Consider the following 23,887-nt stretch of genomic DNA (forward strand, 5'->3'; position numbering starts at 1 on the left):
AGTAACAAGTGTCAGCCTAACGTTCTAAATTCCCGTTTTTGACTCAACCTAAATATCAATATGGGTCAATTCTGTCTCAAATTCATGCCTTTGTACTGTGCAATCTGTCACTTCAAGATAGCCCTGCAACAAAACATTTGTGATTAAAACTTGGAGTGCAAGATGTTTAATTTCTTTAAAACACGCCCTGACCTCCCTCTTTCAGATGGCTCGAAAGAGGAAATGCAAGCGCGTTTCAAACGCTACCAATGGCATGTATTTTTAGGCTTGGTTTTCGGTTACGCCGTCTTCTACGTAGTTCGTATGAGTTTAGGTGTTGTTAAAAAACCAATGCTGGATGCAGGCATCGTAACCATCGAAGAACTCGGTATCATGGGTTCGGCTTTCTTCTTCACTTACGCTTTTGGTAAGTTCTCGAACGGCTTCCTTTCTGACTATGCCAACATTGGCCGATTTATGTCGTTCTCTCTACTACTGTCTGGTATCACCGCAGTATTCATGGGTTTGAACACCACGGCATTCTTCTTTGTTCTGCTTTGGGGTCTAAACGGCTGGTTCCAATCTGTTGGTTCAGCACCGTCTTGTGTGTCTCTGTTCCAATGGTTCTCACCAAAACAACGTGGTAGCCGTTACTCTATCTGGGGTGGCTCACGTAACATCGGTGAAGGTATCACTTGGATCCTAACGGCGTCTCTAGTGAGCTACTTCGGTTGGCGTGCAGGTTTCATCGGTGCGGGTATTGCAGCGATTGCAGCAGCGATTTGTATGTTCTTCATCCTAAAGGACCGTCCACAAACTTACGGTTTGCCAGATTCAGCAACAGCATTCGACGAAGAACCTGAGATCAAGAAAAAGAACGATCCGCAAGCAACTCGTCGCGCTCAAATGTTCATCCTGAAGCAACCAACCGTTTGGCTAATTGCAGCAGCGTGTGCAGCGATGTACATCTCTCGCTACGCGATGTCTTCTTGGGCAGTGCTTTACCTACAAGAAGCAAAAGGTTACTCACTGATTGACGCTGGCTTCGCAATGTCTACATACCCTATCGCGGGTCTAGCAGGTGCAATCCTATCAGGCATCATCTCTGACAAGGTGTTCAACTCTAACCGCCATATCCCGACTCTACTTTACGGATTGGCGAACATCGGTGGCATGTGCTTGATGTTCTTCGGCCCAGATAACCGCATCGTTGACGCAGTAGCACTAGGTATGATCGGTTTCGCTATCGGTGGTCTGGTTGTGTTCCTTGCAGGTCTAACTGCTTGTGACTTGATGCCTAAGAACGCAGTTGGCGCAGTGAAAGGCTTCATCGGCCTGTTCTCTTACATCGCCGCTTCTGGGCAAGAGTTAGCGTCAGCTTCTCTAATCAAAATCACAGAGGTTGATGGCGTAACTAAATACGACTTCTCTCAAGCGCAATATTTCTGGCTGGCTGCTGGTGTGATTTCTCTACTTCTTGCTCTAACAGTTTGGAATGCGAAGAAAGTGGTTGATATCGACCCAGTTGAAGAAAAAGAGCTAGAAGCTCGCCCTAGTCACTAATCCTGACTAAAGCGGGAGGCAACTCCCGCTTACTTCCCCAATGTCTTAAGTTCTTTTGCAAAGAGTGCTTACGAGATTGATAGAAAATCCCCCCCTATTTCTATTTTCCTTTTTAAGTGTCGATTGAGGTGACAAATGTGTAAAACCAAAATTGTGGCTACGCTAGGCCCAGCAAGTGAAAGCCGCGAAACACTAACTAAGTTGATTCGAGCAGGCGCGAACGTAGTCAGACTCAATTTTTCTCACGGAACGGCGCAAGAACACATTGCCCGCGCGAATTTAGTTCGTGAAATTGCGGCCGAACTCGACACTTATGTTGGTGTGTTAGTCGATTTACAAGGCCCTAAGATTCGTATTTCTTGCTTCGAAAATGGCGCAGTTCTACTCAATCAAGGCGACGTATTCACCCTGAGCGGCACACTTGACGCACAATCTGGAACCCAAGAAATGGTTGGGCTTGATTACCCAGAGCTGATTCAAGACGTGAACGAAGACGATATTCTGCTGCTAGATGATGGCCGCATTCAGCTAAAAGTAAGCCAAGTACACCGTGACGAGCAGTGGATTAAAACCACAGTATTGAACAGCGGTAAATTATCTAACCGTAAAGGCATTAACTTGTTAGGTGGCGGGCTTTCCGCTCCGGCTCTTACCGCGAAAGACATTCAAGACATCGACACCGCAGCTAAACTTCGAGCCGACTTCCTTGCCATTTCTTTCCCGCGCAATGCACAAGATATCGAATACGCTCGCAGCTTGGCGCAAAAAGCAGGTTGTCACGCCAAGATTGTCGCGAAGGTAGAACGCGCAGAAGTAGTTGAAACCAAAGAAGCCATGGATGATGTCATTAAAGCATCAGACATCATTATGGTTGCTCGCGGCGATTTAGGCGTAGAGATTGGCGACGCACGACTGCCAATGGTGCAAAAATCATTGATCAATCGTTCTAAACATTGGGGTAAGCCAGTCATTACCGCGACCCAGATGTTGGAATCGATGATCGAGAATCCTCTCCCAACTCGCGCTGAAGTGTTAGACGTGGCAAACGCGATTATCGACGGAACAGACGCCGTGATGCTGTCGGCGGAATCGGCGGCGGGCAAATACCCAATCGAAGCGGTCGAAGCCATGGTTCGCATCGCACAAGGTGCAGAGCACGAGCTGGAATGCAACCATGACTGCTGGGATACTCTGCAACACTTATGTTCTAACCCAGGCAAAAGTTTCGCGCTTTCATCAATGATTTCGGCTTCTCGCGTTCATCAAGATCTTGGCGTTGCGATTTTAACCCAACATGGTGAAACACCCCTGTTGATGTCTCGCTGCCAAAGTAAAACTAAGATTTGGGCTCTGAGCGACAACCCCGCTTTACTTGCACAAATGACCATTCTACGCGGTGTTGAACCTTTGTATTTCAAAGCAGCAGAAAGCCACGTCGATCTCGCGCCGCAGTTAGTGGAATGCTTACGTCAAAAGGCCAACGAAGCACATATTTCCTCCATTTTGATGACCCAACTCGATTCCATCGAAGGCATGGGTGAAATCAACGCGTGTCGCTTGCTGAGCTTGAATGTGTCTTCTCACATGAAGCCAGCGGAAGAAATCGCAGCTTAGGTTTACCTCCCCCTTATTCAAGATCGACCTTGAATTTCTCCCCCATAACTTGCTCCACAGGGACTTGACCTGCCAAATGGCAGGTCCTTTTTATTGCGCACGATATAACCAACCATTCGCTGACTCTTGGAATATGAGCGTTAACTTAATGAAATCACATTCACAACTTGTTATTGTAGAGCGATTGTTATCCCTAAAAGCGTGCCCCTTTGAAAGAGAACACTCCCGTCGTCGAATTTAGCAACGTAAACAAGTGGTATGGCGATTACCACGCTCTAAAAGATATCAACTTCTCCGTACATTCTGGCGAGATCGTCGTGGTGTGTGGCCCTTCTGGTTCAGGAAAATCAACGCTCATTCGTTGCATCAACCATCTTGAATCGATTCAAGAAGGCCAACTTCATGTGTTCGACCAGCCTTCTCATGCAAAATCCCTCAAACCCGGTAAAATCGGCATGGTGTTCCAGCACTTCCACCTTTTTCCTCATTTGACTGCACTGGAAAACCTTACCTTAGCGCCGATTCGCACACTCAAATTGTCAAAACAAGAAGCTGAAAAACGCGCACGACATTACCTCAAGCGCGTCAATATTGAAGAACAAGCGAGCAAATACCCCATCCAGCTTTCCGGCGGTCAGCAGCAGCGCGTCGCGATTGCCCGTTCCTTATGTATGGAACCGGACTTACTCCTTTTTGACGAACCGACTTCGGCGCTTGACCCGGAAATGATCAACGAAGTGTTGGATGTCATGGTTGAACTGGCTCAAAGTGGAATGACGATGATTTGCGTCACGCACGAAATGGGATTTGCCAAAAAAGTAGCGAACCGCGTGGTATTTATGGATGAAGGCCAAATCGTGGAAATGAACTCACCGATCGCCTTATTTGAAACACCACAGCATCCACGAACCCAAGCATTTTTGAACCAAATTTTAAGTTACTGATGATAGTTCGCGTAATCAAACCTGTGTTTCAAGCTTTACTGCAAATGACGCTCCTCTTCATCGCGATTGTGTGGGTGTTGGACTCTGGTGCCGATGCTATGGGCTATCAATGGCAATGGGAACGCGTGCCTGATTACATCGCTTTTTATGAAGATGGCGAATGGTGGCCAGCAGAACTTATCGATGGGTTATTGGTCACGCTAAACATCTCGGGTATTAGTCTATTCTTCACCTTAGTGTTGGGGTTGGTCACCGCGTTACTAAGGCTTAGCGATTCGAAAGTCGGCAATGTTATTGGCACCACTTATGTCGAGGTAATACGTAACACGCCGTTGTTGGTGCAAATCTATTTGCTCTACTTCGTGTTTGGCCCCGTGATTGGTTTGGACCGATTCAGTACCGCCGTTTTGGCATTGTCCTTTTTCCAAGGTGCCTACACTGCGGAAATATTTCGCGCAGGTTTAAACAGTATTCCTAAAGGGCAATTCGAAGCAGCACAAACACTCGGGTTATCACCGTTTTACACTTACAAAGACGTTATTTTGCCTCAGGTTTTACAGCGCACATTACCGCCATTGACCAATGAAGTGGTTTCTTTGATCAAAAACTCTTCCATTGTAAGCGTGATGGCGATTTTTGATTTAACAACACAGGCACGCAACATCGTCTCTGAGACGGCGATGCCGTTCGAAATTTGGTTTACCGTGGCAGCAATTTATCTTGCTCTCACTCTATCACTTTCTGGCTTGTCTGCATGGCTAGAACACAAACTCGGAGCCAGTTGGCGCAAATTATAAGGAGATAACATGAAGTTATTCAAAGCGACCATTACTGCATTATTAGGGCTAGCCATCGCTATGCCTACTATCGCGAAAGAAGACGTTCCCACTCCCAATGTAGATCAAATCAAAGAACGAGGCACTTTGCGCGTTGGTATGTCAACATTTGTACCTTGGGCAATGCGCAACAAGCAAGGTGAGTTAATCGGTTTTGAAATCGATGTGGCCAAACGCTTAGCACAAGATTCAGGTTTGAAAGTGGAATTTGTACCGACTGCATGGGATGGCATTATTCCCGCACTACTGGCGAAAAAGTTCGACGTGATTATCGGTGGCATGTCGGTCACGCCCGAGCGTTCCAAAAGCGTGTTGTTTACTGAGCCCTACTCGCACTCTGGAGTTCAAGTGGCAGCGAACAAAGAGCTTGCTTCAGGTTTTAGCGAATTCTCCGATTTTGACTCACGACGCGTAAAAATTGCGGCTCGTCGCGGCGCATTCACCGTTCAAGTAGCCAGAGAAACCTTCCCGAAAGCGAAGATTCTGCAATTTGATGACGACGCGCAAGCCTTCCAAGAGGTGCTGAATGGTAACGCCCACGCGGTCATTGCTTCTAGCCCAAAACCAGAACATGAGACAGTGAAACACAGCGACAAGCTATTCCTTCCATTCTCTGAGCGACTATCAAAAGGTAACGAAGCCTTTGCGGTTCGCTTAGGGGAGGAAGATAAAAAAGCCTTTTTCAATAAATGGATTGAAGAAAGAACCCAAGATGGATGGTTAAAACAGCGTTATGAATACTGGTTCTCGACATTAGATTGGCAAGACCAAGTCGCGCAAGGCCAGTAATCTGAATGGCTCGTGGTCTTCGCGAGCCTATACTTTTGGATCATCCATTTTACTTTTCCATCATCTATTGGAGTTAAATTTTTGGGCGAACAAACCACCACTCGCACAGCACCCACAAAGGCCAACACAGGTTCCTTTCTAGTTCGGTTAAACACGCTCGATTGGGTACTGCTTATTATCTGTGGTATTGGTGGTGTTTGGCTGTACCATCGTTCCAACGTTGGTGTGCATTATTTGTGGCAGTGGAAAGAGGCGTTTGAACTACTTTTCACACCAAGATCCGACGGTGGTTTGCCCTACTTCTTCCAAAGTTTGATTTCGACGTTAAGGCTCAGTATTTGGGGCATCAGTTTCGCATTAGTGCTTGGCACTTTGTTAGGCTTAGCCCGCTTCTCTCGCTCTGTTTGGTTGCGTACACCTGCCAACGCGTTTATTCAGTTGGTAAGAAACATCCCACCGTTGGTTTTTGTTTTTATTTTCTACTTTTTCATTTCTAACCAATTGATCCCGTTACTCGGTTTGGAAGATCTTCTACGAAACTACAACGGTGAACCAAATGCGCTACAGAGCTTTCTTTTTGGACCTTCTAACCTTTGGGAAAATCTTGCCTCTGGTGTGTTATGCGTCGGCTTACTCTCTTCTGCATACATAGCAGAAGTTGTGCGCGCAGGTTTACAAAGTATCGACCAAGGTCAGTGGGAAGCGGCGGATTCATTGGGCTTGTCTCGGTGGGTGAAATACCGATTCGTTATCGCACCACAGGTACTTAAAGCAATAACACCTGCACTTGCCGGTCAAACCATCTCTTTGGTGAAAGACACCTCCATCGTTTCGCTAATTTCTATACAAGAAATGACTTTCGTTGGGACAGAGATGGCAAATTCATCAGGATATATCTTTGAAATTTGGCTGATTGTTGGCTTTTCTTACTTCTTGATTTGTTTCGGTCTGTCACTTATTTTTCGATATATTGAGAAAAAATCGGAATCTATTTCAAATTAACTCAATAGCACATGCAATTAGACACATTTGATTCTTCAAATTGGAACTGCATCCTGTTACATTGACTCAATGCTAAATTCTCGGCGTTTTTCATGGAGTTAAAGAAACAGTCTGACTACGAACAGTACATAAGACAGGACGGTCTTGGGGAATATTACGTAGTCATCAACCAATTCACTTTTCACAGTGTTTATCAGCCGATTTTTGATAAGCACCAACGCGTTATTGGAATGGAAGCCCTCCTTCGTATTCATGGCGCAGACGGCGTTCAAATTCGCCCAGACATTTTTCTCTCCAACGCAAGTATCGACCCTTACTTTCGCTTATGTGTTGAATTTTTATCCCGAGCCATGCACATCAGAAACTTCGCTCGTCACTTTGCCGGAACGCCGATTAAGCTCTTTCTCAATGTTATGCCTCAAACCCTACTCACGCTCACCAAAGACATGGGCTTTAAAGACAACGGCTTGCTTTACAAACGTCTTGCTGATTTGGGGATGACCCCGTCTGATGTGGTGTTTGAGGTTGTAGAAGAATCCTGCGGTGATACTGATTTACTGATTAAAGCCGTACAGTTAATGAGAGCGAATGGCTTTATCTTTGCCATCGATGATTTTGGCGCGCAACATTCCGACATTGCCCGAGTTCAGCAGCTTTGTCCTGACATAATTAAAATTGATCGCTCTTATCTACTCGATTATTGCGCTGGTGATACCTTTTCCATTCGAAGTGCGGTAGATCTAGCGGCAAACATGGGGGCCAAAGTGATTATCGAAGGGGTTGAAGAGAACAACCAGCTGCAAGCCATGCGTCAACTGGAACTCGATTATTATCAAGGGTTTTATCTCGGTAAACCAAGTGCAATTCATCACTGGACAGAATACGCAACCTGCCAATGCACGGTGCATTAAGCTTATCTCGTCATGCCGCATAAGCCACACAAACTATCCCAACAAAAAAGCGCTGAACACATGTCGGCGCTTTTTGTATGTATGGGTTTGAACGCTAAGATTCAATCGCTTATATGATTCTATCGCTTAGAAGAAGTCGATAGAGTTACGTCCACTCTTCGGGTCACGCGTTGCTTGTGGTTTGTCTTCTTTCTTGCCTTTCTTAGCAGATTGAGACAGTGCTTCTTTTTGTGCTTTGCGCTCTTTATGTGCCGCTTTACGACCCGTTGATTTAGGTCCTGTGCCTTTCGCTTTAGGCGGCTTGCTTTGGCGAGACTTCTCTTTACGAGTAGATTGCGCTTCTTTCTTCGCTTTCTTTTCCGCTTTTTGTTCTGCCGTTTCTGGTTCTGTCACTGGCGCGTCACAAACCACCACATAGTATTCTTGGTTAAACTCAAAAAAGTCACCATCGTACATTTTGCGTCGTTTACGTGTTTCTAGCTCGCCATTCACCGCAACATAACCTTCTTCGATGATATGTTTTGCTTCGCCACCACCACTGACCAAGTTTGCGATTTTAAAAAGCTTATACAGTTCGATAGGATGCGCATCAACATCAATGCCAATCGCTTCGATTTCAATCTCGTCGCCTTCTAAATACTCTTCGTGGTCGTAATCTTGGGTCATGTTATTTACTCTTCATATTTGATGCTCTGAAGTTTAAACGCAATGCCCCAAAATAGAAACCTCAGCCAATGCTCTATCGCAGGTTCTTTGTGGCTTTTGAGCACGTCTTGACCTATTTAACTGACCATTCGCAAGCTGTTACGTCAATGCCAACTTCAAACGAGGCTGCAATTCCATAATCCGAAGGTATATACTCTCCAGGTTATTGTTAAAAAGAGCGAATACTTTGTCTCGACCAAGCAGAATTACCTTTGGTACGGCTAACTTGTTTAATTTTGTCGCACCGCCGAACGCCTACTACGACTTCGAGAATATTTATTCCCAAGAGCAGTGGCGAGACAAACTTGCTTGGACGCAAAACCAATTAGAAAAGCTCGAACCGGACATTATCGGTCTGCAAGAGGTGTTCAGTATCGAAGAAACCCGAGCGTACTTTTTGTCACTTGGCTTTCCGTATTTCGCAACGGTCGATACCCCAAAAATAGAAGACGAGTATATTTATTCTCGCCCCGTCGTCGCGATTGCGTCTCGCTTTCCTATTGAGGATGTAAAACGCGTAGAGTTCGATTCAAACTCACTCACGCCATTTGGGGTAAATGAAGCACCCGATTTCAGTCGCAAGCCGATTTATGCGCAAGTCGTTCACCCAGTCCTTGGTCACATTGCCATATATGTCACTCACCTCAAATCTCAACGCCCTGCGGATACCGAAACGCCAGAACCATCAAGTCGCGTAATGGCTCGTTGGTTGTCTACACAGCAACGCGGTTGGGAAGCGGCCATGTTGCGAGACGCGATGCAGGCACAATATCGAGCACATCCTATACCGACCGTGTTAATGGGTGATATGAACCAGCCCATCTCAAAAGAAAGCGTTAATAACGTGCTTACCGAAACCTTTAGTGACAGCGTCACCGAATTACAACTAAAGGATGGTTGGAATCTGCAAACGGGCTCGTCTCTTGAAGTGCGCCCTGCGACTCACTACCACTTTTCTACGGGGAACGTGCTGGATTACATCCTGCTTTCTCAAGAGTTTGATACACATTCGGATGTATCGGTAGCGGAAGTGATTGATTATCAAGTGTTAGAACAACACTTGATTAACCCATCCTATGAGAAAGACAAAAACGCCAGCGATCACGCGTTTGTGTCGCTGACGGTCGAAGTGAAATTGTAAGTGTTGACTATTGTCGTTTAACAATTTTGCGAGGAATAAGCTCCACACCTGGCTTGTAACGTTTGGCCGAGGCATTCAGTGCCAACTCCATCGCGCTATCAGCAATCAACTCAAATTGCTGAGGCAGAGAGTTGATTTTCACTGGTAAGAAGTCCAGCAGTCGATTATCACCAAATGTCGCCAGACGAACTTGACTCATGAGTTCCGGCTTTTCAAGCATCACGTCCAGGACGCCTTCAAGCAACGTGTAGGAAGTCGTCACGATCGCATCAGGCAAACTGCCTGCTTGAACCCATTTATCCAGTACCTTTTTTCCCTCCTCACGAGAGAAGTGCAAACCGTAACCGACGGTCATTGCCGTATCGTCTTTTTGGCAGGCAGACCGAAAACCCAGTTCGCGCTCTTTCGACACTTGCAAATCTTGCAACGCACCAATCAAACCAATGGTTTTGATCTCTGGTGACAGTACCGATTCTGTAAGCTCAAAAGCAGCATCAAAATCTTCACTGATAACGCAACAAAAATGCTCATCATCCATTGGACGGTCAAGTGCTATAACCGGAGTGCCCGAGTTTTGTAACTTGAGATAATACTCATTAGCCGATGGCATACCACTTGCGACAAATAGCGCGTCAATTCGGCGGCTGATTAGCGCTTCAGCAACCTTTTTCTCCGTTTCCGGATCATCATCTGAGCAGCCAATTAGAATTTGATAACCCGCCTTACGCGAGTTTTGTTCAATCAGTTTTGCAAGGCGTGCGTAACTGGTGTTCTCCAAGTCTGGGATGATAAGTCCAAACGAACGCGAGTTACCGGCACGCAACGAAGAAGCGGCATGATCCGGCTTGTAATTGTACTCGTCGACAACCGCCATCACTTTCTTTTGCGTCTTTTCGCTGATGCGGTATTTCTGCGCTTTTCCGTTAATTACATAGCTTGCAGTTGTCTTTGAAACCCCTGCCAATTTGGCTATTTCATCCAGTGTCATATTCTCAACCCTATTCTGTGCGCGCGATCATATTAATACATCAACGATCTTACGATAAGTTGAATTATAAGCTGAACCGATTCAGTATAAAAGCTGAAAGGATTCAGCAAAATCTAAAAATTGACGAAAATCACCAAAATCCGGCAATGCAGTAAGTCTTCGTCTAGGCTTTAAGCAATACAGCTCAAGGGGTGTTTAGCGTCAGATTTTTAAAACATTTTGCTAAGTCTTTTAAAAAATTTGCCACTTAGCTGAATCGATTCAGTATCGAAAGGATATTTAGCTAAGACACAACAAAACTAGAGCAAGACTGAATACATTTTTAATTTGATTGGTACGAATACCTTAAGGCTGGAGAAGCACCATGCTTAAGCTAAACAAGAACGACATTACCCTCTCGCAATCAGCGACAGATAAGTTTGCAGCAATCAAGAATATTGCGCAAAGCCTGACAGACAAAGGCCTTGTTGAACAAGGTTATGTGGAAGGCATGCTAAATCGTGAAAACCAAAACTCAACGTTTTTAGGTAACGGCATCGCGATCCCTCACGGCACAACCGACACTCGCTCAATGGTAAAAACCACTGGCGTCGCTGTTCACCACTTTCCTAAAGGTGTGGATTGGGGTGACGGAAACAAAGTCTTCGTTGCGATTGGTATCGCAGCAAAATCAGACGAGCACTTAGGCATTCTGAAGCAACTGACCAAAGTGCTAGGTGCTGATGGCGTGGAAGAGCGTCTTCGCGATGCAAAAAGCGAAGAAGACATCATTGCCCTACTTCATGGTGATGTTCAGCTTGAAGCGGACTTCGATGCCTCTCTTATCCAGCTACTTTTCCCTGCTAGCGATATGGTACAGATGAGCGCTGTGGCAGGTGGCCTCTTAAAAAACACTGGCTGTGCTGGCGCTGAATTTGTTGCTGATCTCGTGACAAAAGCACCGACTAATCTTGGCAACGGTTTGTGGCTAGTTGGTAGCGATAAGCACGTTTCTCGCACGGGTGTGTCTTTTGTCTCGACGGCCAACGATTGCGAATACGAAGGCCAAAAAGTGCGTGCTTTGGTTGCGTTTGCTGCTTGTAACAACGCTCACCAATCAATTCTGAACAACTTGTCTAAAATCGTTTTCAACAACGAACACAATAAGCTGTTAGATGCCTCTGCAGAACAGATTCTCGCGCTATTCAAAGGCGAAGAAATGGCTGCGCCAGCCGAAGATGGCAACGTAGCAGTCTTTAAGATCAAAAACGCACATGGCCTTCACGCTCGCCCGGGTGCGATGTTGGTTGCAGAAGCGAAGAAATTCGAATCAAACATTCGCGTGGCAAACCTAGATGGTGATGGTAAAGCAGTAAATGCGAAAAGCCTGATGAAAGTGATTGCCCTTGGTGTGAAACACGGTCACCAATTGCAGTTCTCTGCTGAAGGCCCAGACGCGGCTCAAGCGCTGGAGTCTATCGGCAACGCGATTGCTTCTGGCCTAGGTGAAGGTTAAGGGGCACGCAAATGACAGCATTAAAAACAAACAAAGTTGTGACCATCACGCTGAACCCTGCGCTTGATCTAACAGGCTCGCTCGACGCGCTAAAGGTAGGTTCAGTCAGCCTTGTTGCACAAAGTAGCCTTCACGCGGCAGGCAAAGGCGTTAACGTTGCAAAAGTGCTGAGCGACCTTGGCGCCGACGTTACGGTGACCGGCTTTTTGGGTAAAGACAACCCAGAACTGTTCCATCAACTTTTCACCGAAATTGGCGTAAAAAACGAGTTTGTTGAAGTCGAAGGCGCAACACGCATCAACGTAAAACTGGTAGAAGCCGACGGCCAAGTGAGTGACATCAACTTTCCTGGCGTTCAAGTAACGGCAGAAGAAATTGCTCGTTTTGAAGAGACACTGTTCCGCCTTGCAGACACTCACGACTACTTCGTTCTAGCTGGCAGCTTACCGGGCGGTATAACCGCTGAGCAATGCGCAGCATGGATTGAAAAACTGCATCAACAAGGCAAAAAAGTATTGTTCGACAGCAGCAAAGCCGCTCTACGTGCAGGTATTGATGCTCATCCGTGGCTTATTAAACCAAATGACGAAGAGCTGAGTGACTTTGTCGGTGAGCACCTAGAAACGCCAGAACAGTGCCAAGTGGCAGCACAAACACTCAGCAACAAAGGCATCGAAAATATTGTTGTGTCGATGGGTGCTGACGGTGTGATGTGGCTAAACCAAGGCGAGTGGCTACGCGCACAACCGCCACGCATGAATGTGGTGAGCACCGTAGGTGCGGGCGACACACTGGTGGCAGGCTTATGCTGGGGCCACATGCAAGTGATGCCGAAACACGATTTATTGCGCTTCGCGACAGCGCTTTCTGCTTTAGCAGTTAGCCAAGTTGGCGTGGGGCTAACCAGTCAAGAAGAACTGGAAAACATTAAGCTGCAAACACAAGTCAGCGAGCTTTACCCTAATACGAACTTAGACAAAAACTAAGGAACAGAAGGTTATCAGTATGAATATTGCCATTATTACTGCCTGCCCTAGTGGTGTTGCTAATAGCATCCTTGCGGCGGGTCTATTAGAACAAGCGGCCGCTAAACTAGGTTGGAACGCCAAGATTGAATGCCAATCCAGTGTTATTGCTCCAACGCCGCTGACAGACGCTGACATTGAGCAAGCTGACGTGATCGTAATCGCGGCGAACACCACCGTTGATACTTCTCGTTTCGTAGGTAAAAAAGTCTACCAAGCAGAAATCAGCGCGGTGGCAAAAGACGCTACCGCATTCTTAACGACCGCAGTCGAAAGTGCAGCAACACTTGAACAAGTAACCACAGTTGAAGCGCCTGTCGAAAGTGTTTCAGCAGCCAAGAAAATCGTCGCTATTACGGCATGCCCTACTGGCGTGGCGCATACCTTCATGGCAGCAGAAGCGTTAGAAGAAGAAGGCAAACGCCGTGGTCACCAAATTAAGGTGGAAACTCGTGGCTCTGTTGGCGCGAAGAACCACCTAACTGACCAAGAAATCGCAGATGCGGACTTGGTTATCATTGCGGCGGACATCGAAGTGCCACTTGATCGCTTCAACGGCAAAAAAATGTACCGTACAAAGACTGGCCCAGCTCTGAAGAAAACCGCTGAAGAGATGGACAAAGCGTTCGAACAAGCCACGATTTACCAACATTCAGGCGCTGCAAGTTCTGCTTCGGCAGCAGATGAGAAGAAAGGCGCATACAAACACCTAATGACGGGGGTTTCGCACATGCTTCCTGTCGTCGTCGCAGGTGGTTTGATCATCGCCCTATCGTTCGTATTCGGTATTGAAGCATTTAAAGAAGAAGGTACATTAGCCGCAGCACTAATGACCATCGGCGGCGGCTCTGCGTTTGCACTGATGATCCCTGTGCTTGCTGGTTACATTGCCTTCTCAATTGCTGACCGTCCGGGTCTGGCTCCGGGTCTTGTTGGTGGTATGTTGGCAAGCTCTACTGGCGCAGGTTTCCTTGGTGGTATCGCGGCTGGTTTCATCGCAGGTTACGCAGCGAAGCTCTTAGCAGATAAAGTAAAACTTCCGCAATCAATGGAAGCATTGAAACCGATTCTGATCATCCCGTTTGTTGCGACGCTATTTACGGGCCTTGTGATGATCTACATCGTTGGTGGTCCGGTTTCTGGCATCATGAATGGTCTGACTGACTTCCTAAACAACATGGGTTCAGACAGCGCCGTTCTACTTGGTATTATCCTTGGCGCAATGATGTGCTTCGACTTGGGTGGCCCAGTAAACAAAGCGGCTTACGCATTCGGTGTAGGTCTATTGGCTTCTCAAACTTACGCACCAATGGCTGCAATCATGGCGGCAGGTATGGTGCCGGCGCTAGGTATGGGTCTGGCCACTTTCCTTGCGAAGAACAAGTTTGAACCAAACGAGCGTGAAGCGGGCAAAGCATCATTCGTGCTAGGTCTGTGCTTTATCTCTGAAGGTGCAATCCCATTCGCAGCGAAAGACCCAATGCGTGTAATCCCATCTTGTATGGCTGGTGGCGCTCTAACAGGTGCTCTATCTATGCTATTCGGCGCGAAACTGATGGCACCTCACGGCGGTCTATTTGTACTGCTTATCCCTAACGCAATTTCTCCAGTCTTGATGTACTTGGTAGCAATTGCTGCAGGTACGGCGGTAACAGGCTTTACCTATGCATTCCTAAAAAACAAAGCTGATGCAAAACAAGAAGTTGCTGCATAAGCAAAACTTAAGCGATTAACACTTAAGCAATTAACAATGCCACCCTCGATTTGGCATTCAGCACCTCCCTTAAATTCCGGTTAAGGGAGGTGTTTTTTATTTCCCCTCTTCTGACAAAACCATACATTTCGATACTTAACCTTTGCTTTTTGACTCGTTATGCTGCACGCATGAGAGGTGCGACTTATTTGCTTAACTAACGCTTCGGTGACTTGTGTTTTTTCAAGTAGCCGATGAAAAATCCCAAATGCAGATAAAGCCTCTTATATTTCACTTCGTTTTAATCAAAATAATAAAGTTAATTACACATGAAAAAAGCTGTCCTTTTGTTAGCTGTTGTTTCAGCATTCGCGCAAGCAAATCAAACTGATGTCGAGAAAAAAGACGTATCAGGCTTTTACCTTGGTGGTGGTATCGGGGTTACAACTGTCTATGACGACAGTGTTTGGCCGTATGCGGTTAATCTGGATTCTAACGACTCCACATACAAACTGTTTGGCGGTTACCAGTTCAACCGTATCGTCGCAATCGAAGCGCAATACACACGCTACGGTGATATTTTTGACAAGTTTGAAGATGCACCACGCACAATGGTAAAACCTGAAAACATCGCTCTAATGGCGAACCTAGGTTACACCTTTGACAGTGGCTGGCGTCCGTTTGCGACGGTTGGCCTTGGTCGTACCGAACTTGATTTTGGCTCTTCGTCAAAAGCAGAAACGTCATTCCGTGCAGGTGTTGGTGGCGAATACTCACCTAAAGCGATCGAGAATCTGAATTTCCGCATCGCGTATGAAGTAGACACATTTGTAATTGACGAAACTTACGATGACTTAACCATCATGCTCGGCTCGCTTTACGCTGGCGTCTCTTACAAGTTCTAAAACGAAAAAAGCCCTGAGGAAATCCCTCAGGGCTAGGCAGGAAGCTGACTTAGATAAGTCAGGAGTCCTTATGCAGTGGTCGGTTTAATCCTAAATAGAATCGCAAACATTACTGGTACAACAATCAATGTTAGTACCGTTGCAAAACCAAGACCTGCCATAATCGTAATCGCCATTGAGCCAAAGAAGGCGTCAAACACGAGTGGAATCATCCCTAGAATCGTTGTCAGCGCCGCCATGCTTACTGGACGCACACGGCTGATCGCGCTATCTACAATCGCAAGATACGGATCTTTGCCAGACTCTAATTCCAAGTTAATTTGATCAAGTAACACAATGCCGTTTTTCAAAATCATCCCGCTCAAGCTCAGCAATCCAAGGAATGCAGTGAAGCTGAATGGCATGTTAGTTGTCAGTAGACCGAACGCCACACCAATAATGGAAAGCGGAACCGTAAACCAAATCACCAACGGTTTTTTGATTGAGTTAAACAGTAAAATGGTGATGATGAACATCAGCAAGTAGCCCATCGGCAGAGAACCAAATAGCCCTTCTTGCGCATCTTTCGATGATTCGTATTCCCCACCCCAAGTAATTTCGTACCCTTCAGGGATGTGTAAAGCCATCACTTTTGGTTGTACACGAGCAAACAAACTTGCCGCCGTATCATCACTCAATACATCGTGGTCAGCCAACACCGTTAAGGTACGTTTTCTGTCTCGGCGTTGGATCAGAGGCTCACTCCAATCTAGTTCGACACCATCAATGATTTGATCGACAGGAATGTACGTTTGTAATGACGGGCTCCAAATCTTCACGTTTTGTAGCGATTCAAAGTCCACACGCTCTGCTTCAGGTAGACGCATCATAATAGGTAACGTATGAGTTCCGTCACGCAGAACACCAAACGTGCTGCCGCCAAACGCCATTTGCAGCGTACTTGATAGATCTTCTTTCGAAATACCAAGGCGACGCGCTTTGGATTCGTTGAAGACGGGCACAAGTTCTTTCGTTCTTTCACGCCAATCGTGGCGAATGTTTCTCGCCCCTGGATCTGTGTGAAGGATGTCTTCCACCTGAACCGCTAGCTCTCGCAACACTTTCGGATCTGGGCCAGTAATACGCGCTTCAATTTTAGACGCTGGAGACGGGCCAAATTCCATCAGTTTGAACTGGAATGTAGGCTCATCGAACGTCTTAGCTAAATTGTCATCCAGCTTGTGAAGCAGCTTGAACATATTGTCACGGTCAGTTGTTCGCACTTGGAACTGAGCGTAAGCCTCGTAGCTTTTCTCCGGTTGGTACGTCAATGCAAAACGTTGTAGACCTTGGCCAATCGAAACCGAGACAAAATCGATGTCATCTTGCTGACGAATATAGCTTTCTACTTTTTCCGCTTGCTTAATGGTCTGACGGATATCCGTACCTTCTGGCATCCACATATCAACGTAGAACATCGGCGTATTCGAAGGTGGGAAGAATTGCTGCTTCACATTGCCAAACGCAATAACGGCACCCACTAACAACGCCACCATCGCAGCGACCGTCATCCAACGAAAACGTAACGAGAATTTAAGCAACGCGCCAAATACAACGAACAACCAGCCTTTGTAAGGGTCTTCGTCTTCACCGTTCGTGTCTTTCTCTTCTTCTTTTAGAAGCAGGTCTGCTAAGAAAGGCGTGAGTGTAATTGCCGTGACCCAGCTCAAGAACAATGAAAAACACAACACCCAGAAGAGTGAGCCCATGAATTCGCCAGTTGCGTCCTGAGATAAGCCGATTGGTGCAAACGCGGTAATTGCGATTACTGTCGCGCCAAGCAAAGGCCACTGTGTTTGTTTCACAATATCAACGGCAGCTTGAACCTTTGTGCGCCCTTTCTTCAGGCCAACCAGAATACCTTCAACCACAACAATCGCGTTGTCCACCAACATACCCAACGCGATGATCAACGCACCGAGCGAAATTCGATGAAGTTCTATGTTGTTGTAATTCATCAAGATGAACGTACCAAACACCGTCAATAGAAGTACCACACCAATGATCACGCCACTACGTAAGCCCATAGTGAACAACAGCACAATAATTACGATGGCTACCGCCTCAGCTAAGCTGATCACAAACGCTTTTACAGAATCATCGACCTCTTGCGCTTGGTTGTAGAAATAGCTCATGTCCAAACCCGCAGGTTTGATGGACTCTAAACTGCTTAACTCAGCGTTAAGGCGCTCACCTACTTCTACTACGTTAACGCCAGACGCAAACGAAATACCGATGTTGATTGCTTTCTTGCCGTTAAACAAAATCATGTTGCCCGGCTTTTCTTGAATACTTCGGGTGATCGTCGCAACGTCTTTTAAGCGAATCAAATTACCCGTATCACGACCGTGAATGATCAGGTTTTCTAACGCTTGAACGGTATTCAGCGTACCGCTAGGACGAATGACGAGGCTTTCACCATTCACCATAACTTCGCCAGCCGAAACCACGTTATTCTGTTGGTTAAGCAAACCAGAAACAACGTTCATGTCGAGATTCAGAGACGCAAGGCGGTCAAGCGAGATTTCAACGAACAACATCTCTTGCTGATCACCAGCAATGTCTACTTTGCCCACGCCATCAACCAGTTCGATTTCGCGTCGTAGGTGGTCGGCATAGCGTTTGAGCTCGACATAGTCGTAATCGTCGCCCGTCAGCATCAACATGACACCGTACACGTCACCGAAGTCATCAATAATCTGCAGAGATTGCACACCTTGCGGTAAAGTTGGTTGCAGATCGTTGATTTTACGGCGCATTTCGTCCCAAATCTGTGGCAGTTCGTCTGGGCCGTAATCCATCTTCATACTGACCATGATCTGCGACATACCATTCGAAGAGGTCGACGTGATTCGATCAATGTACGGCAGTTTACGAATCTCTTTCTCAAGCGGATACGTTAATTCTTCTTCCACTTCTTTGGAGGTCGCCCCAGGATAAGTCGCGACAATCATCGCGTCCTTAATCGTAAACGCAGGGTCTTCTAATCGACCAAGCTCTAGGAATGAAGTCACCCCACCGATAGCAAGAATAACAATGAACAACCAACTGATGACTTTGTTCTTAATGGAATACTCAGCAATGTTCATTATTGTTCCTTCTCCACAACATCCACATGCTTACCTTCGCGTAATTTACGCAGGTTTGAATTAACCAACACATCACCTTGAGTGATTCCCGATGAGACAATCGCCCCTTCACCGTTAACTTGTGAAATCGCCACAGGCACTTTAGTGACAGCGTCATTGTTCATTTTCCAAACAAAGAACTCATTATCATCGTTGCCTGCTTGAAGTGCCGTCATTGGGATGTTGTAACCATCGATAGAAGTGATACCGGCTTTGATCATGTCGACCATCACGCTCACACTCGTGCCGGGCAGAATCTCTTGCTCTGGTTGAGGCATGGTTAAGTACATCTCATAAGTCTGTGTTTCTGAGTTTGGCTCGCTAGTGTGCTCTAAATAGTCCAGCGCATACGTTGTCGGAATACCAGAGAACGTCGCACGCGGCTTATAACTCATGTTTTGTGCGGTTGGGTTCACCATCGCTAACACGTTGTCAGACAATTCGATACGCACATAAACCACATCGTTTTGATACAAGTTCAGTACAGGTTCGCCAATCGCCACGCGCTCAAAACGCTCTTTGAAAACGTCTGAGACTTTGCCTGCAAACGGGGCAAATAAACGCGTATAGTTCAACTGGTTGGTGGCGCTATAGAAGTTTGCCTCTGCCAGTTCCTTGTTTGCGGTCAGCTCATCCAGTTCTGCTTTGGATATCATTTGGCGACCGTGCAGTTCCTCACCTCGTTTAAGCTGGCGAATCGCAAGCGTGTATTGCGCTTCAGCATCATTTACCGCTTGCTTTTCTTTACTGTCATCCAGCTTGGCGATCATTTGCCCTTCTTTCACTACGTCACCAGCTTTCACTAGTACGTGTTGAATTTCACCGGCGCGACGAAATGCCATGGGTGTTTGTTCAGCAGGAACAACTAGCCCTTTAAACGCGCGATATTGGCTTTTCACTGGCGCGTCAACTGAAATGGTCGAAACATACAACGGTTGTTCGGCTACGTTTTGGCTATCACTTTGACAACCAGTAAGGACGGCCAATGCGATAGCCGATACTGCGAATAGAGAATGCTTCATTAAATGCCTTCCTCACGAATCCAAGCTTTCACCACTTGCCCTTCGACTAATCGTTCTACGCCAGCAATAACCACGTAGTCGTTGTTATCCAAACCTGACTCAATCGCACCACTTTCATTTAGTGACAATGTCACCTTATTCACTTGTTGCGTTGAGCTATCCATCACCCAAACTTCACCTTGGCTCTCTTGCTTGTTTACCCAAGCCGATGTCGGCAACGTCATGGCGTTAGACTTGTTTTGCTTAGCAATGTGTACTTGTCCTGTCATCCCAGTGAGCAAGTTGCGATCGGTTGGCCGAGTGATCGTCACAATCGCTTCATAGCTGTTGGTATCGATGTTTGGCTGCGTTGAGATTTCTTTGAACTTACCCGAAATACGTTTGCTTGGTTCGCTGTCCATCGTTACCCACATCTCTGCGTTTTTTAGTGCAGACAGAGAGACAGACTCCGCGTAACTAACGGGCAAAGTGAAAGAAACATCCAGTGTGGTGTTATCAATCAAATTGAGGATTTCTTGCTTTTCACCTACCACTTGATAAGGCTTCACGTAGGTGTACGACACCACACCGTCAAATGGCGCTTGAATTTTGGTGTAGCTCAAATCGGTTTTCGCTTGTTCAAAACTTGCCAACGCTGCTTTGTATTGCGTTTCTTTTTGATCGTAGCTATCGGTGCTGATGAGTTTTTTGCTGTACAGACTTTTTGCTCTTTCCCACTGAGTTTTCGCCAATGCATATTGGGCTTGCGCCGCGTCTAAAGCTAATTGCAGATCTTTCGGGTCTAGTGTGGCGAGCACTTCACCCTTTTCTACCCCTTGTCCCATTCTTACCAGTAGCTTTTCAACTTCCCCACCAACTTGAAAAGACAACTGCGCTCGATACGTTGCATCAATACGCGCAAGAAAAGCGTCAGAGTCGTCAACCGTAAGATCTTTAACAGCAAGTAATTTAACGGGTTTGATTAAAGGCTCTGCCGGTTCTGATATGGCTTTATTACACCCTGTCAGCAACGTAGAGAGACTTAACGTCACCACAGCGCCAATCAAAGTGTGCTTTATAGTTTGTTTTCGCACTGGCTTCTCCATAGACTTAAAATTTACTACACAGTCGTGCAGTATAGGCAGAATTGAATATTGATCAACATATTTTCCACATGGATAGCAAATTAATTAGTCAAAGCGTTCGGTTTCTGGTAAAAGTAGGCACGTTGATTAATATTCGGGAAAAATCGAACTATGAATGTAAGAAAGCAAGGCCGACGTAGCGCTGAAGCCGCAGAACAAACTAAGTGTCTGATCCTTAAGGTCGCTGCAGATATGTTTTGTGAGCTGGGTTACGAGCGAGTCTCGCTAAGAAACATCAGCGAAAAGGCGGGTGTATCACATAGTTTGATTCGTCATCACTTCGGCAGCAAAGAGAAAATCTGGCAAGCAGTGAGTGACGCGATGGATGAGTTCCTGCAAAATTATATGGCAGGCCTAATCAACGAAATGCCTGAGAACACCCCATCAAATCGCAAGATTTACCTGTTTATGGTTCGCATGTTGGCGTTTGCACTCGTGAACCCTCATCCAGTGCAAATGATTGCGGACTCAATCAGACAAGATGATAACGCGCTGTTTGACTACTTCTTAAAGTCAAAAGACGAGTTTGCCGAGATTTTCACGAGCATTTTCGCGCAGTACAACAGTGAATTCCCAGAAGCACAATTCGATCAGTGGGAATCAAAATGGCAGATGTTGATCTTTGCACACGGCGCAGTCAGCCTTGCTCCAATGATGCAAGAAACATGGCCAGATATTGCAGACAATCGTGAACAACTGCTGATCAAACACTGGGAATTGTTTAATACAATCATGGCGACGCAATTCAGAATCGCGAAAGAAGATATGATCCACCCTAGCAAGCTAGAAGACATCGTTATCGACATGTGTTGTACCATCGATGAAGCGGTAAACTAAAAAGTCAATAAGCGAAAAAAAGAAGACATAAAAATGCCGAGCTATTCAGCTCGGCATTTTTGTTTCATTCAGTTTTAACCGCGGTAGTAGCGTTGCGGTACAAACGGCATTTTTTCAACCGTCATCGGTAGCATTTTTCCACGCACTTCTGCGAACAGCTCCGTACCAATCGCAGCAAGATCGGCGCGCACATAACCCATTGATACTGGCTTACCTGCGTTTGGACCGGCTGTACCGCTGGTGACGATACCAATTTTCGCACCATCAGCATCAAACAGCTCAACACCTTCACGAACTGGCGCTTTTGTTTGACCAACAAGGCCAACGCGCTTACGTGCAACATCTTTGGTTTCAATCTGCTTTAGAATGATATCAGCACCAGGGAAACCACCTTCACGTTCACCGCCAACACGACGCACTTTTTGGATACCCCAAAGCAAGCTCGCTTCAACTGGTGTTGTAGTCGTGTCTAGGTCATGTCCATATAGACACAAACCACACTCTAGACGAAGAGAATCACGCGCACCAAGACCGATCCATTCCACTTCTTCTTCCGCAGTCAGTTTGCGTGCTAGCTCTTCTGCTTTGTCAGCAGGAACAGAGATTTCGTAACCATCTTCGCCAGTGTAGCCACTGCGAGAAACAATGCACTCAGCGCCCAGAATTTCCACTTTACGAATATCCATGAACAGCATGTCTGCCACTTCTGGAGCAAAACGTGCTAACACCGTCGCCGCTTGAGGGCCTTGAATAGCCAGAAGAGCGCGATCTTCAATGACTTCTAGTTCAACACCCGATGGCAGGTGCGCTTTTAGGTGAGCGATGTCTTGTTCTTTACACGCTGCGTTCACAACCACAAAAAGATGATCGCCCAAGTTTGCAACCATTAGGTCATCCATAATGCCGCCTTCTTCATTAGTGAAGAACGCATAACGCTGTTTGCCAGACTCAAGATCCACAATATCAACAGGAACTAATGTTTCTAGAAATGCTGCCGCGCCTTCACCAATTAAGCGAAGCTGACCCATATGAGATACATCAAACAAACCTGCTGCATCACGAGTGTGTAAGTGTTCCTTCTTTACGCCTAGAGGGTATTGAACCGGCATATCGTAACCCGCGAACGGGACCATTTTTGCGCCAACTTCAACATGAAGTGCGTGCAGTGGTGTTTTCAGAAGTTCTTGAGTCATTTTCGTCTCCATTTAGATAGACCCGAGAATGCTATCGGCATTCGATGTGTTTCCAATAATAAACATGGCTCATTCTATTTTGCACGAACAAGACAGCGATCGGCTTTCAAAAGTGTGACTCTTAACATTTTAATCACAACAAAACGTATAAAAAAGGCGCTTCATTGACCGATATATCATCAACAGAGCGCCATCATAACGTATTTACACTTGTTAGCAATCGTTTGCTTTCACTATAGGAAATTTACAACTATTTATCACTACTTGGCGGTAACCCACAAAATTTGAGCATCTTCCTCACTTACGCTGGTCAACATGTGTCCCATGTTCGCGTCGTAATAGACACTGTCACCTTCGCTCAAAACCACCGGCTCGTAAAACTCAGAATAGAACATAACCTCCCCTGATAAGATGAGCAAAAACTCCTCGCCATCATGACGAACCCAATCTTTGTATTCGTCGAAACTGCGAGCACGGATCTGGCTCTTAAACGGCATCATTTTCTTATTGGAAAGTTGTGTCGCGAGCAGTTCATGCTCATAGGTTTGAGTTGGGTGTGGTTTTCCTTCACTTTTCTTAGTGATATCTCTACGCCCTGTTGCCACTTTTTTTCTTGGAGGTTCAAATAGTTGTGGCATGTCAATCTGCAATCCAAGTGCCAATTTTTGCATGGCTTGGAACGTAGGAGAAATCTGTTCGTTTTCAATCTTACTTAGCGTAGAACGCGCAAGGCCAGTACGCTGACTCGCCTCTTCTAACGTAATGCCCAACTTAGAACGGATATCCTTAATGCGCTGACCAAGCTTTAACGGCTCGATATTTTGATCATTTTGTTCTTTCGCCAACGTCATCGACGGGTATTCATCGTAAATACTTTCTGCCATAAATCCCTCTATAAATATCCTTATTTCTCTCCTACTAGCATTGTGCATGAACCCTATAGTGGATAAAAGT

The 23,887-nt window shown here is 46.2% G+C and carries 20 protein-coding genes; 13 read left to right on the top strand and 7 right to left on the bottom strand.

Translation table 11 applies throughout. From position 1 onward, the window contains the following. The first annotated feature begins 162 nt into the window (after positions 1-162). The 7 genes from NL646_RS02060 (at position 163) to NL646_RS02090 (ending at position 7,638) form a co-directional block, all read left to right on the top strand. Positions 163-1,542, top strand: coding sequence for an MFS transporter (locus NL646_RS02060; protein WP_005397635.1), 1,380 nt, complete (start codon positions 163-165; stop codon positions 1,540-1,542). Positions 1,543-1,677: 135 nt separating this feature from the next. Continuing rightward, the gene (gene pyk / locus NL646_RS02065; RefSeq protein WP_025520728.1) at positions 1,678-3,156 is read left to right on the top strand and encodes a pyruvate kinase; all 1,479 of its coding nucleotides are present in this window, start codon (positions 1,678-1,680) and stop codon (positions 3,154-3,156) included. Positions 3,157-3,365: 209 nt separating this feature from the next. Then, positions 3,366-4,100 (top strand): amino acid ABC transporter ATP-binding protein, encoded by a 735-nt coding sequence (locus tag NL646_RS02070; protein ID WP_253663774.1) that lies wholly within the window; start codon positions 3,366-3,368, stop codon positions 4,098-4,100. Next, entirely contained in the window at positions 4,100-4,897 is a 798-nt protein-coding gene (locus tag NL646_RS02075; RefSeq protein WP_253663775.1) for an amino acid ABC transporter permease, read from the top strand. The genes NL646_RS02070 and NL646_RS02075 overlap by 1 nt, the downstream gene beginning before the upstream one ends. Positions 4,898-4,906: 9 nt before the next feature. Continuing rightward, positions 4,907-5,725 carry a transporter substrate-binding domain-containing protein gene (locus NL646_RS02080; protein ID WP_005498752.1) on the top strand — a complete coding sequence of 273 codons (819 nt, stop codon included), beginning with the start codon at positions 4,907-4,909 and terminating at the stop codon, positions 5,723-5,725. Positions 5,726-5,806: 81 nt separating this feature from the next. Beyond that, positions 5,807-6,727 (top strand): amino acid ABC transporter permease, encoded by a 921-nt coding sequence (locus NL646_RS02085; RefSeq protein WP_025611373.1) that lies wholly within the window; start codon positions 5,807-5,809, stop codon positions 6,725-6,727. Positions 6,728-6,819: 92 nt separating this feature from the next. Beyond that, positions 6,820-7,638, top strand: coding sequence for an EAL domain-containing protein (locus tag NL646_RS02090; protein WP_005454118.1), 819 nt, complete (start codon positions 6,820-6,822; stop codon positions 7,636-7,638). A gap of 126 nt (positions 7,639-7,764) precedes the next feature. Here the strand turns inward: NL646_RS02090 and NL646_RS02095 are convergent, their stop codons facing one another. Further along, positions 7,765-8,304, bottom strand: coding sequence for an RNA-binding S4 domain-containing protein (locus tag NL646_RS02095; RefSeq protein ID WP_005454291.1), 540 nt, complete (start codon positions 8,302-8,304; stop codon positions 7,765-7,767). 226 nt (positions 8,305-8,530) lie between these two features. Between NL646_RS02095 and NL646_RS02100 the strand changes: the two genes are divergently transcribed. Further along, positions 8,531-9,484: an endonuclease/exonuclease/phosphatase family protein gene (locus tag NL646_RS02100; RefSeq protein WP_253663776.1), complete on the top strand. Its 954-nt coding sequence runs from the start codon at positions 8,531-8,533 to the stop codon at positions 9,482-9,484. 7 nt (positions 9,485-9,491) lie between these two features. Here the strand turns inward: NL646_RS02100 and cra are convergent, their stop codons facing one another. After that, positions 9,492-10,472, bottom strand: coding sequence for a catabolite repressor/activator (gene cra, locus NL646_RS02105; protein WP_025505589.1), 981 nt, complete (start codon positions 10,470-10,472; stop codon positions 9,492-9,494). 364 nt (positions 10,473-10,836) lie between these two features. Here cra and fruB point away from each other — a divergent pair, with 364 nt between their 5' ends. The 4 genes from fruB to NL646_RS02125 all read left to right on the top strand — a co-directional run bounded on the left by fruB (position 10,837) and on the right by NL646_RS02125 (position 15,590). Next, on the top strand, positions 10,837-11,967 hold the full coding sequence (gene fruB, locus NL646_RS02110) for a fused PTS fructose transporter subunit IIA/HPr protein (protein WP_253663777.1): 1,131 nt from the start codon (positions 10,837-10,839) through the stop codon (positions 11,965-11,967). An 11-nt stretch (positions 11,968-11,978) separates the two neighbouring features. Then, positions 11,979-12,953, top strand: a complete 975-nt coding sequence (gene pfkB, locus NL646_RS02115; protein WP_029834567.1) for a 1-phosphofructokinase — start codon at positions 11,979-11,981, stop codon at positions 12,951-12,953. A gap of 19 nt (positions 12,954-12,972) precedes the next feature. Then, entirely contained in the window at positions 12,973-14,706 is a 1,734-nt protein-coding gene (gene fruA, locus NL646_RS02120; RefSeq protein WP_237460234.1) for a PTS fructose transporter subunit IIBC, read from the top strand. A 308-nt stretch (positions 14,707-15,014) separates the two neighbouring features. After that, positions 15,015-15,590 (top strand): porin family protein, encoded by a 576-nt coding sequence (locus NL646_RS02125; RefSeq protein ID WP_253663778.1) that lies wholly within the window; start codon positions 15,015-15,017, stop codon positions 15,588-15,590. A 68-nt stretch (positions 15,591-15,658) separates the two neighbouring features. Here NL646_RS02125 and vmeV read toward each other — a convergent pair whose 3' ends face one another. The 3 genes from vmeV to vmeT are packed head-to-tail and all read right to left on the bottom strand — an operon-like array spanning position 15,659 to position 20,864. Beyond that, positions 15,659-18,718 carry a multidrug efflux RND transporter permease subunit VmeV gene (gene vmeV, locus NL646_RS02130; RefSeq protein ID WP_017447598.1) on the bottom strand — a complete coding sequence of 1,020 codons (3,060 nt, stop codon included), beginning with the start codon at positions 18,716-18,718 and terminating at the stop codon, positions 15,659-15,661. Further along, on the bottom strand, positions 18,718-19,779 hold the full coding sequence (gene vmeU, locus NL646_RS02135; protein ID WP_253663779.1) for a multidrug efflux RND transporter periplasmic adaptor subunit VmeU: 1,062 nt from the start codon (positions 19,777-19,779) through the stop codon (positions 18,718-18,720). Before vmeU ends, vmeV begins: the two co-directional genes overlap by 1 nt. After that, positions 19,779-20,864, bottom strand: coding sequence for a multidrug efflux RND transporter periplasmic adaptor subunit VmeT (vmeT, locus tag NL646_RS02140; protein WP_253663780.1), 1,086 nt, complete (start codon positions 20,862-20,864; stop codon positions 19,779-19,781). The genes vmeU and vmeT overlap by 1 nt, the downstream gene beginning before the upstream one ends. Positions 20,865-21,014: 150 nt before the next feature. On the opposite strand from vmeT, the gene vdeR reads away from it, so the two are divergent. Further along, positions 21,015-21,740, top strand: coding sequence for an efflux transporter transcriptional repressor VdeR (gene vdeR, locus NL646_RS02145; protein WP_005478460.1), 726 nt, complete (start codon positions 21,015-21,017; stop codon positions 21,738-21,740). A gap of 74 nt (positions 21,741-21,814) precedes the next feature. Here vdeR and gcvT read toward each other — a convergent pair whose 3' ends face one another. Then, positions 21,815-22,933: a glycine cleavage system aminomethyltransferase GcvT gene (gene gcvT / locus NL646_RS02150; RefSeq protein ID WP_005478448.1), complete on the bottom strand. Its 1,119-nt coding sequence runs from the start codon at positions 22,931-22,933 to the stop codon at positions 21,815-21,817. A gap of 260 nt (positions 22,934-23,193) precedes the next feature. Beyond that, positions 23,194-23,817 (bottom strand): helix-turn-helix domain-containing protein, encoded by a 624-nt coding sequence (locus NL646_RS02155; protein ID WP_005454180.1) that lies wholly within the window; start codon positions 23,815-23,817, stop codon positions 23,194-23,196. Between the last annotated feature and the right edge of the window lie 70 nt (positions 23,818-23,887).

Source organism: Vibrio sp. Y20_XG_PY13, from assembly GCF_024181925.1.
GTDB lineage: Bacteria > Pseudomonadota > Gammaproteobacteria > Enterobacterales > Vibrionaceae > Vibrio > Vibrio parahaemolyticus.

Coding starts and splice junctions, on each gene's coding strand:
- NL646_RS02060 (WP_005397635.1), top strand. CDS start 163: ATGTTTAATTTCTTTAAAACACGCCCTGACCTCCCTCTTTCAGATGGC.
- pyk (WP_025520728.1), top strand. CDS start 1,678: ATGTGTAAAACCAAAATTGTGGCTACGCTAGGCCCAGCAAGTGAAAGC.
- NL646_RS02075 (WP_253663775.1), top strand. CDS start 4,100: ATGATAGTTCGCGTAATCAAACCTGTGTTTCAAGCTTTACTGCAAATG.
- NL646_RS02080 (WP_005498752.1), top strand. CDS start 4,907: ATGAAGTTATTCAAAGCGACCATTACTGCATTATTAGGGCTAGCCATC.
- NL646_RS02090 (WP_005454118.1), top strand. CDS start 6,820: ATGGAGTTAAAGAAACAGTCTGACTACGAACAGTACATAAGACAGGAC.
- NL646_RS02095 (WP_005454291.1), bottom strand. CDS start 8,304: ATGACCCAAGATTACGACCACGAAGAGTATTTAGAAGGCGACGAGATT.
- cra (WP_025505589.1), bottom strand. CDS start 10,472: ATGACACTGGATGAAATAGCCAAATTGGCAGGGGTTTCAAAGACAACT.
- fruB (WP_253663777.1), top strand. CDS start 10,837: ATGCTTAAGCTAAACAAGAACGACATTACCCTCTCGCAATCAGCGACA.
- pfkB (WP_029834567.1), top strand. CDS start 11,979: ATGACAGCATTAAAAACAAACAAAGTTGTGACCATCACGCTGAACCCT.
- fruA (WP_237460234.1), top strand. CDS start 12,973: ATGAATATTGCCATTATTACTGCCTGCCCTAGTGGTGTTGCTAATAGC.
- NL646_RS02125 (WP_253663778.1), top strand. CDS start 15,015: ATGAAAAAAGCTGTCCTTTTGTTAGCTGTTGTTTCAGCATTCGCGCAA.
- vmeV (WP_017447598.1), bottom strand. CDS start 18,718: ATGAACATTGCTGAGTATTCCATTAAGAACAAAGTCATCAGTTGGTTG.
- vmeU (WP_253663779.1), bottom strand. CDS start 19,779: ATGAAGCATTCTCTATTCGCAGTATCGGCTATCGCATTGGCCGTCCTT.
- vmeT (WP_253663780.1), bottom strand. CDS start 20,864: ATGGAGAAGCCAGTGCGAAAACAAACTATAAAGCACACTTTGATTGGC.
- vdeR (WP_005478460.1), top strand. CDS start 21,015: ATGAATGTAAGAAAGCAAGGCCGACGTAGCGCTGAAGCCGCAGAACAA.
- gcvT (WP_005478448.1), bottom strand. CDS start 22,933: ATGACTCAAGAACTTCTGAAAACACCACTGCACGCACTTCATGTTGAA.
- NL646_RS02155 (WP_005454180.1), bottom strand. CDS start 23,817: ATGGCAGAAAGTATTTACGATGAATACCCGTCGATGACGTTGGCGAAA.